The organism is Paenisporosarcina sp. FSL H8-0542, assembly GCF_038632915.1.
Taxonomy (GTDB): Bacteria; Bacillota; Bacilli; order Bacillales_A; family Planococcaceae; genus Paenisporosarcina.
In genome coordinates, this window is record NZ_CP152050.1 from 591,435 (window position 1) to 600,000 (window position 8,566).

5 protein-coding genes and 2 riboswitches are annotated in these 8,566 nt (G+C 39.5%); all 5 genes read left to right on the forward strand.

All coding sequences use genetic code 11. From position 1 onward, the window contains the following. Positions 1–47 precede the first annotated feature (47 nt). Positions 48–998, forward strand: coding sequence for a MoxR family ATPase (locus MHH33_RS03195; RefSeq protein WP_342542922.1), 951 nt, complete (start codon positions 48–50; stop codon positions 996–998). Next, entirely contained in the window at positions 995–2,209 is a 1,215-nt protein-coding gene (locus MHH33_RS03200) for a DUF58 domain-containing protein (protein WP_016429438.1), read from the forward strand. Before MHH33_RS03195 ends, MHH33_RS03200 begins: the two co-directional genes overlap by 4 nt. After that, positions 2,206–4,401 carry a transglutaminase domain-containing protein gene (locus MHH33_RS03205; RefSeq protein WP_342542923.1) on the forward strand — a complete coding sequence of 732 codons (2,196 nt, stop codon included), beginning with the start codon at positions 2,206–2,208 and terminating at the stop codon, positions 4,399–4,401. Before MHH33_RS03200 ends, MHH33_RS03205 begins: the two co-directional genes overlap by 4 nt. A gap of 34 nt (positions 4,402–4,435) precedes the next feature. Next, positions 4,436–4,537: riboswitch (purine riboswitch) on the forward strand. 279 nt (positions 4,538–4,816) lie between these two features. Beyond that, the gene (gene guaA, locus MHH33_RS03210; protein ID WP_036660253.1) at positions 4,817–6,355 is read left to right on the forward strand and encodes a glutamine-hydrolyzing GMP synthase; all 1,539 of its coding nucleotides are present in this window, start codon (positions 4,817–4,819) and stop codon (positions 6,353–6,355) included. Between the two features lie 366 nt (positions 6,356–6,721). Next, a riboswitch (purine riboswitch) is annotated at positions 6,722–6,823 on the forward strand. A 248-nt stretch (positions 6,824–7,071) separates the two neighbouring features. Further along, positions 7,072–8,412, forward strand: a complete 1,341-nt coding sequence (locus MHH33_RS03215; RefSeq protein ID WP_016429435.1) for an NCS2 family permease — start codon at positions 7,072–7,074, stop codon at positions 8,410–8,412. Positions 8,413–8,566 lie beyond the last annotated feature (154 nt).

Genomic DNA, 8,566 nt, shown 5'->3' on the forward strand with positions numbered 1-8,566 from the left:
TTCTAAAAAATATAATAATTAAGTAGGACAATTGGGGGAGTAATGAGATGAGAAACCAAGAGAAAATACATGCAATTGTTGATAATATTGAACGAGTAATGATTGGGAAACGTGAAGTTGCCGAGTTAAGTATAGTTGCGTTAATCGCTCAAGGCCATGTATTGCTTGAAGATGTGCCGGGCGTTGGAAAGACCATGATGGTACGTGCTTTAGCAAAATCTGTTGGTGCTCAATTCAAACGAATTCAATTCACGCCGGATTTATTGCCATCGGATGTAATTGGTGTATCGATTTACAATCCTAAAGAAATGGAATTCCAATTCAGACCAGGTCCGATAATGGGAAATATCGTATTGGCGGATGAGATCAATCGGACTTCCCCTAAAACTCAGTCAGCACTTTTGGAAGGTATGGAAGAAGCAACCGTGACAATTGATGGTGAAACCATGACGATTCCTAAACCGTTTTTCGTAATGGCCACTCAAAACCCGATAGAATACGAGGGGACATATCCGCTTCCAGAAGCGCAATTGGACCGATTCCTTTTAAAACTTCGCATGGGATACCCGTCACACACACAAGAAATTGAAGTATTGAAGCGTGCAGAGAAGTCAGTTCCAATAGAAAACTTGAATTCTGTCATTTCTTTGGAGGATCTGATTCTTATGCAAAAAGAAGTAAAAGACATCGTGGTCGACGATACAATTAAAAACTACATCGTCGATTTAGCAAACCGTACAAGAAAAGATTCATATATTTACTTAGGTGTCAGTCCTCGTGGGTCACTGGCATTGATGAAGGCATCGCAGGCGTTTGCGATGTTGAAGGGAAGAGACTTTGTAACACCTGACGATATTCAATATTTAGCACCATTTGTTTTCAGCCACCGCATGATTTTACGTTCAGAAGCCCGCTATGATGGCATAACACCAGAGGAAATTGTGGAACGTATCTTAGCCAAAACGAATGTTCCAATTAAAAGGTTAGTTAAACAATGAAGAAAGCTAACTTGACATGGGCAATTGGAGGACGACTCCTTTTTGTCCTCTTTCTAGTCATTTTTTCGTTTGCATTTGCCATGTTTCAGGGTGGTTTCGTCAGTTGGTTCATTTTTTACTCAATAGTTCCGTTTGCCTTATATTCCATTGCATTCTTCTTCAGTCCCATTTCGAAAATAGAAATTGAGCGCTATATTCAAACTGCTCAAATCCGCAAAGGTGGGAAATTGATTGTGACGGTGAAATTAAAAAGACCGTCACGTTTTCCAATGCTTTATCTTGTCGTAAAGGAAGTCACTCAAAGTGCATCCCTTATCAGACATGCAAATAAACAATTGAAAACTGTGAAAATGGTAGGGTTTCAACGAAACATCGAGTGGACCTATGAAATCGATCAGATGCCACGTGGCGAACATTCTTTGGATGGTATTGAAATTTCCGTAAGTGATTTTTTTGGCTGGGTGAAAAAAACACATGTACTTCCATTAAAACAGACCGTCATCGTTTACCCAAACATAGCGGAAATGATTTATATGCCGATTGAAACTCGATACGATCAAGGCGCCGCCGCCTCACCATTTACAATTGTTAAGGATACTACGATGGCAACAGGGGTTCGGGACTATCAACCGGGTGACCGGGTTTCTTGGATTCATTGGAAATCATTTGCCCGCACTCAAACCTTACGTACGAAAGAATTTGAAGATCGACAGTCACAGGATTTGTTCATTATGGTTGACCGAAAACCGTCGGAAAATTTTGAAGAACAAATTGAATTGACAGCATCAGTGTTACAAGCAGTTGTTCGAAACCAAGCAAGTGCGGCATTCTTGTCATTAGGTGCCTCTCGCTTTTATTTCCCTGCTGTTCAAAGTGAGGAACAGCTGCAACGAACGATGTTTCATTTAGCTAAAGTTGAAGCTGATTTGACGCAGCCAATCGAAAAATTATTGCTGAAAGATCCAGCCATGTCGAGCGCAACATCCATTTTGCTAATTACTGGTGAATTAACCACAGCATTAATTGAATCAATTCCACGAGCTGCCAAAAACTTACGTCAATGTACTGTTTTTGTTGTTGTGAAAAAAGGCGAAAAGTTATCGAAACAAGCAATGACATTGCATCAACTTGCTCGTTCGAGAGGAATGATCACGCACGTGCTTTCTCAAGATCATTTCGCAAATGCCTTTACGGAGGTAGGTCGCAAATGAAAATTGGACTTCAAAATAAATGGCTACAAGCCTTATTTTATTTACTGGTGTTCTTTCTATTCCGTGAATGGTTATTACCAGTATTAGAGTTAACCGAAACCAACTATTTATCTATATTCCTAGCTTTCATCGTCTTGTGCTTTGTATTCAGTTTCTTATCGGCTCCATGGTGGCTTACGGTTCCTGGAAAACTGGTTTATATTGCCTGGGTCATTGTATTTGTTTATACGGACGAAGTATTTTTCACAAGCGAAGCAGTTTCATTTTTGTTTGGGGAATTAATGATAAATGTAGGTGCACTTTTCAGTCGTGACTGGTCACTAGTGACTGATTCTTTCCGTACAGTGCTGTTTTTCTCATTAATATGGATGACAGCATATTTAATACATCACTGGATCAGTATCCGTTTTAACATTTTCTTATTCTTCTTCATGACTGTTGTTTTTATTGCGGCACTGGATACATTCAGTGCGTATAAAGGTGATGGGGCGATTCTTCGTATCATGATTCTGGGGTTATTATTATCGGGGCTATTAAAAGTAGCGAAAATAATGGAACAAAATCAAGTAACCATGACCAGGGAGAAATATGTTTTTCTTGTTATTCCTCTTGTAATGCTAGTTGCATTCAGTGGTTCAATCGGCTATTTACTTCCTAAAGCCGGACCGATATGGGAAGATCCTGTCCCGTTTATTCAATCGTTTGCTGAAGGAGCAGGTACAGGACCCGGAGGAGCAGTTGGCATCGGGAAAATTGGCTATGGTGAAGATGACTCCAATTTAGGCGGTGCTTTCAGGTCAGATAATACTGTTGTGTTTGAAGCGATTGTGCAAACACCGCAATATTGGAAGATTGAAACGAAGGATACTTACACATCAAAAGGATGGGAACAATCCGTTTCTTCCAATGAAATTCGTAATTATACAGTAGGCGATACGCTGGATACAGGAATTCCAACAGGTCTTGAAGAGGATAAAGATGTTGCCAAGTATAATTTCAGCTTGGAATATCCATTCTTAATGTATCCGTATGGTTCCGTGACAGTGGACGCACCTGAAGGTACAACATTCTCAATATCAAACAATACACAAAAAATCGAGACTTATCGGGAGAACGAAGAAGTCCAATTAAAGGCTTATAGTATAGCTTTCAGTGAACCAACTTACAGTTTAAAGGCATTACGTGCAACGACTCACGAAGGTTTGTCTATACTATCTCAAGACTTTTCACGTTATTTACAGTTGCCTGAAGAATTACCTGAACGCGTTCGGGAATTGGCTCGAACTATTACTAAAGATGAAACCAATCTATATGATAAAGCTCGGGCAATTGAACGCTATTTTCCACAAAACGCCTTTGTTTACGATCAACATAATGTTTCCGTTCCAAAAAAAGATGAGGACTATGTAGATCAATTTCTATTTGAAACAAAACGTGGGTATTGTGATAATTTCTCTACATCCATGATTATTATGCTCCGTTCTTTAGATATCCCAGCACGGTGGGTTAAAGGATTCGCTGAAGGGCAAGAGCTTCGGACTGAAGATGGGGAAAGAATGTACCAAGTTACAAATAATAACGCCCATTCTTGGGTCGAAGCTTATTTGCCAGGAATCGGCTGGATGCCATTCGAACCGACCATTGGTTTTAGTGGAACTGGAAATATTGATTTCGATTTGGAGTTAAACTCGACTGATACGCCTGAAAAACCAGTTGTCCCAGCGCAACCGGAAAAACCTGAAACGACAGGCAAAGGAGAAACTAAACCATTTTCAGAACGATTCACGGATATGATTCAGAACTTTACTGACTGGATGTCGGACAATAAAGGACAAATCATTTTCTGGAGCATCATCGCACTTTTACTCTCATATATGTTGTTCCGGATTCGAAAAAAATGGATGCCGAAAATCTTGGTTCCTTATTACCGTTTACGTAAAGATAACTGGCAGTCATTTGAGCATAGCTACCATAGTTTGTTAAAACAGCTTGAGTTGTATGGGATTCAACGGAATGAAGGGCAAACATTGCAAACTTATGCAAAATATGTGGATTCATTCTTCGGCTCAAAAGATATGAAAGTATTGACGACAGCTTATGAAAAAGGCTTTTATGGGAAAAATATCGAGTCTCACGAATGGCTTCAACTGAGAGAAAGTTGGGAAAATTTAATCAATCGCACCAGTGGTTGATTTTAAGGCGGACAACCTGTAGAATTGAGAAAAATTATACAGACCGGTTTGCCCTCATATATGTCCGATAATAAGGTTCGGATGTTTCTACCAAGTCGCCGGAAATGACTTGACTATGAAGGCGAATGCACCCATGTCTATTTATGGACATTTATTTGCATTCGCCTTTTTAACGAGAAGAGACTTAAATGTCTAGTAGCAAGCGTCAGTCTGCACCTAACCTTGAGATATTCAACTGGAACGGTTTTTCCGTTTCATTTCTTTCAGGGTAGGTCCCAGACTTCAGTGACGTTTCAGCTTTTCTTGTGTAGAGCAAAAGAGCGCGTAGAAAGGTTTTCTTTCATACGCGTTTTTTCTATATTAAAGGGAGTCCGAAAATCAAAGTGAAGAGGTGGCCATATTGTCAGCAACTCCTATGTTGAAAGAACAAGAAAAAATCGTCGTACTTGACTTTGGTAGTCAATACAATCAGTTAATCACTCGCCGTATCCGTGAGTTCGGTGTTTACAGTGAATTACATCCGCATACAGTAACCGCTGAAGATATTAAATCTATGAATGCTACAGGTATCATTTTCTCAGGTGGTCCAAATTCGGTTTATGATGCAAATGCTTTCCATATTGACCAAGCAATTTTCGATTTAAACATTCCGATTTTAGGAATTTGCTATGGTATGCAATTAATGTCTCAACATTTTGGTGGGAAAGTTGAAAAAGCTTCTCATCGCGAATACGGTAAAGCTGAAATTTCAGTTGTTAAAGAAAGTACATTATTCCATGACTTACCGAAGGAACAAATTGTTTGGATGAGTCACGGAGACCACGTGACGGTTGCCCCAGAAGGTTTTGAAGTAATTGCTACAAGCCCATCATGTGCGGTAGCAGCTATCGCTGATGAATCACGCGGGTTATATGCGGTTCAATTCCACCCTGAAGTACGTCACTCGGTTTACGGTATTGAATTGATTCGTCAATTCGTATTTGGTGTTTGTAAAGCTAAAGGTGATTGGTCAATGGAAAGCTTCATTGAGCTTGAAATTGAAAAAATCCGTCAAGAAGTCGGCGATAAAAAAGTATTGTGTGCATTAAGCGGCGGAGTGGATTCCTCTGTTGTTGCAGTATTGATTCACAAAGCAATCGGCGATCAATTAACGTGTATGTTTGTCGACCATGGTTTACTTCGTAAAGGCGAAGCTGAGAGTGTAATGAAGACTTTCGCTGATGGCTTCCATATGAATGTCATTAAAATTGATGCACGTGAGCGGTTCATGAACAAACTGGCTGGCGTTTCAGATCCTGAAACAAAACGTAAAATTATCGGCAATGAATTCATATATGTATTCGACGATGAAGCAGCAAAACTTGAAGGGATGGACTTCCTAGCTCAAGGTACGCTTTATACGGATATTATCGAGAGTGGCACAGCTACTGCACAGACTATCAAGTCTCACCACAATGTTGGCGGGCTTCCTGAAGATATGCAGTTCAAATTAATTGAACCATTAAACACGCTATTTAAAGATGAAGTTCGTGCACTTGGAACAGAGCTTGGAATGCCAGATGAAATTGTATGGCGTCAACCATTCCCAGGTCCAGGTCTTGGAATTCGCGTTTTAGGAGCAATTACAGAAGAAAAACTTGAAATCGTTCGTGAATCTGATGCGATTTTACGTGAAGAAGTAGCTAAAGCTGGTCTTGAACGAGATATCTGGCAGTACTTCACGGTGTTACCTGACATTCGAAGTGTCGGTGTAATGGGTGATGCACGTACTTACGATTATGCTATCGGCATTCGTGCAGTAACTTCAATCGATGGGATGACATCTGACTGGGCTCGTGTGCCTTGGGATGTATTGGAGAAAATCAGTGTCCGCATCGTCAATGAAGTGCCAAACATCAACCGTGTACTGTATGACATCACGAGCAAGCCACCTGCAACAATTGAGTGGGAATAGTAGGTTGTAAAGAACTTTTTTGAAACGTCTCAAACCTTGATATATCAGTGTTTATAGATGTTTTATTGAAAGTGACTTATACCACCAGCAACAATTGACTATTAACAAATACTCTCTTTTATTTGCGATATTTTGCAAATAGAAGGGAGTTTTTTTATGGTTAAAATTGTTGAGTTACTGGATGATTTTCAATGAATCAAAAAATCGAAGGCAAAATACCACATCACGAGCAAGCCACCAGCAACAATTGAGTGGGAATAAAGAGTTCAGTTGGAAATGAATGTTTATTTCCGAACTATGGAGACATTTTTTTAATTATTGTTCGGAAAAATGATTGAAACCTCTACAAATAGATGTTATAGTACTATTGTAATTAAATACTGTCGTCGTATAAAGTCGGGAATATGGCCCGAAAGTTTCTACCGAGTTACCGTAAATGACTCGACTACGATTTAGAAAGGCGGACCGTTCCGTCTTTCTTACTTCTTATTAACATCGTTAATGGAAGAAATCGGAGGCATGCGACTTTTTGTTGCATGCCTTTTTGTTTTTTATAATAGAAAGCATTTAGCGCAAGTCGAATTCAATTCGGTGGTTAACATCTCTATTAAACTGGGTATCTGTTTTATAGACTGAGAGTTGAGTTAAGATCTGACGCTGAAACTTAATTATTATAGAGGAAACAAATGTGTACACGACAACACGGAGGAAAAAACATGAAAAAGTATTTTCAATTTGAAGAACTCGGAACGAATTATCGTCGCGAGATTATTGGTGGACTAACTACGTTCTTATCGATGGCCTACATTTTGATCGTCAATCCATTAACTTTGTCACTAAATTCGGTGCCTGATTTACCTGACGCAATGCGCATGAATCCAGGTGCAGTATTTGTAGCAACTGCTTTAGCGGCAGCTGTCGGTTCTCTCTTTATGGGATTGATAGCCAAGTATCCCATAGCCCTTGCCCCGGGAATGGGATTAAATGCATTCTTTGCTTATACAGTTGTTCTAACTTACGGAATTCCTTGGCAAACAGCTTTAACAGGTGTTCTATTTTCGGGACTAATTTTTATTGTACTTTCATTATCGGGAATTCGTGAAACCATCATCAATGCCATTCCTGCTGAATTAAAATATGCTGTTGGAGCAGGTATCGGTTTGTTCATCACCTTTATCGGCTTACGAAACGCAGGGATAATCGTCAATAACGAAGCTACACTAGTTGGATTAGGAGATTTATCTGCAGGAAATACGTTGCTAGCCATCTTTGGATTAGTGTTAACTGTTATCTTTATGGTAAGAGGCGTTAAAGGTGGTATCTTTTACGGGATGCTATTAACGGCAGTAGCGGGGATGATTTTCAATTTAGTAGATGTTCCTTCTTCTATAGTAAGTAAAGTTCCAAGTGTGGCTCCAACTTTCGGGGTGGCGTTCGAACCTTTACTGAATGATCCAGGATCATTAATGACCATCCAATTCTTAATTGTAGTACTGACATTCTTATTCGTAGATTTCTTTGATACTGCAGGTACTCTTGTTGCCGTTGCCAACCAAGCCGGCTTAATGAAAGACAATAAACTTCCGCGTGCGGGTAAAGCATTGCTAGCAGATTCACTTGCAACTGTAACGGGAGCGATTTTCGGTACTTCAACGACGACTTCTTATATTGAATCAAGTGCAGGAGTTGCCGCAGGTGCAAGAACGGGATTTGCAGCAATTGTTACGGGTGTCTTATTCTTATTGGCATTATTCTTCTCACCAGTATTATCCGTAATGACTTCTGCAGTAACAGCACCAGCCTTAATCATTGTCGGTGTCCTGATGGTTTCATCTTTGAATAAAATTGAATGGAATCGATTTGAAATTGCGGTACCGGCATTTTTAACTATTATTACGATGCCCCTTACGTATAGCATCGCTACAGGAATCGCTATGGGATTTGTATTTTATCCGATTACAATGATCTTGAGCGGGAATATTAAAAAGGTTCATCCTATCATGTACGGCATGTTCGTTATTTTTATTCTATACTTTGTGTTTGTAGAAGGGCACTAATCAATAAAAAAGAAGGACAATACTTTCATTAGTATTGTCCTTCTTTTTTATTGGTAGAGAAGCAACGTTTTACTTTATACGATTGTAATAAATTGGTGGTTGAAAAGCTCCTAATATTCTGATAATATAAACCCATAACAAATCTATAAAATAG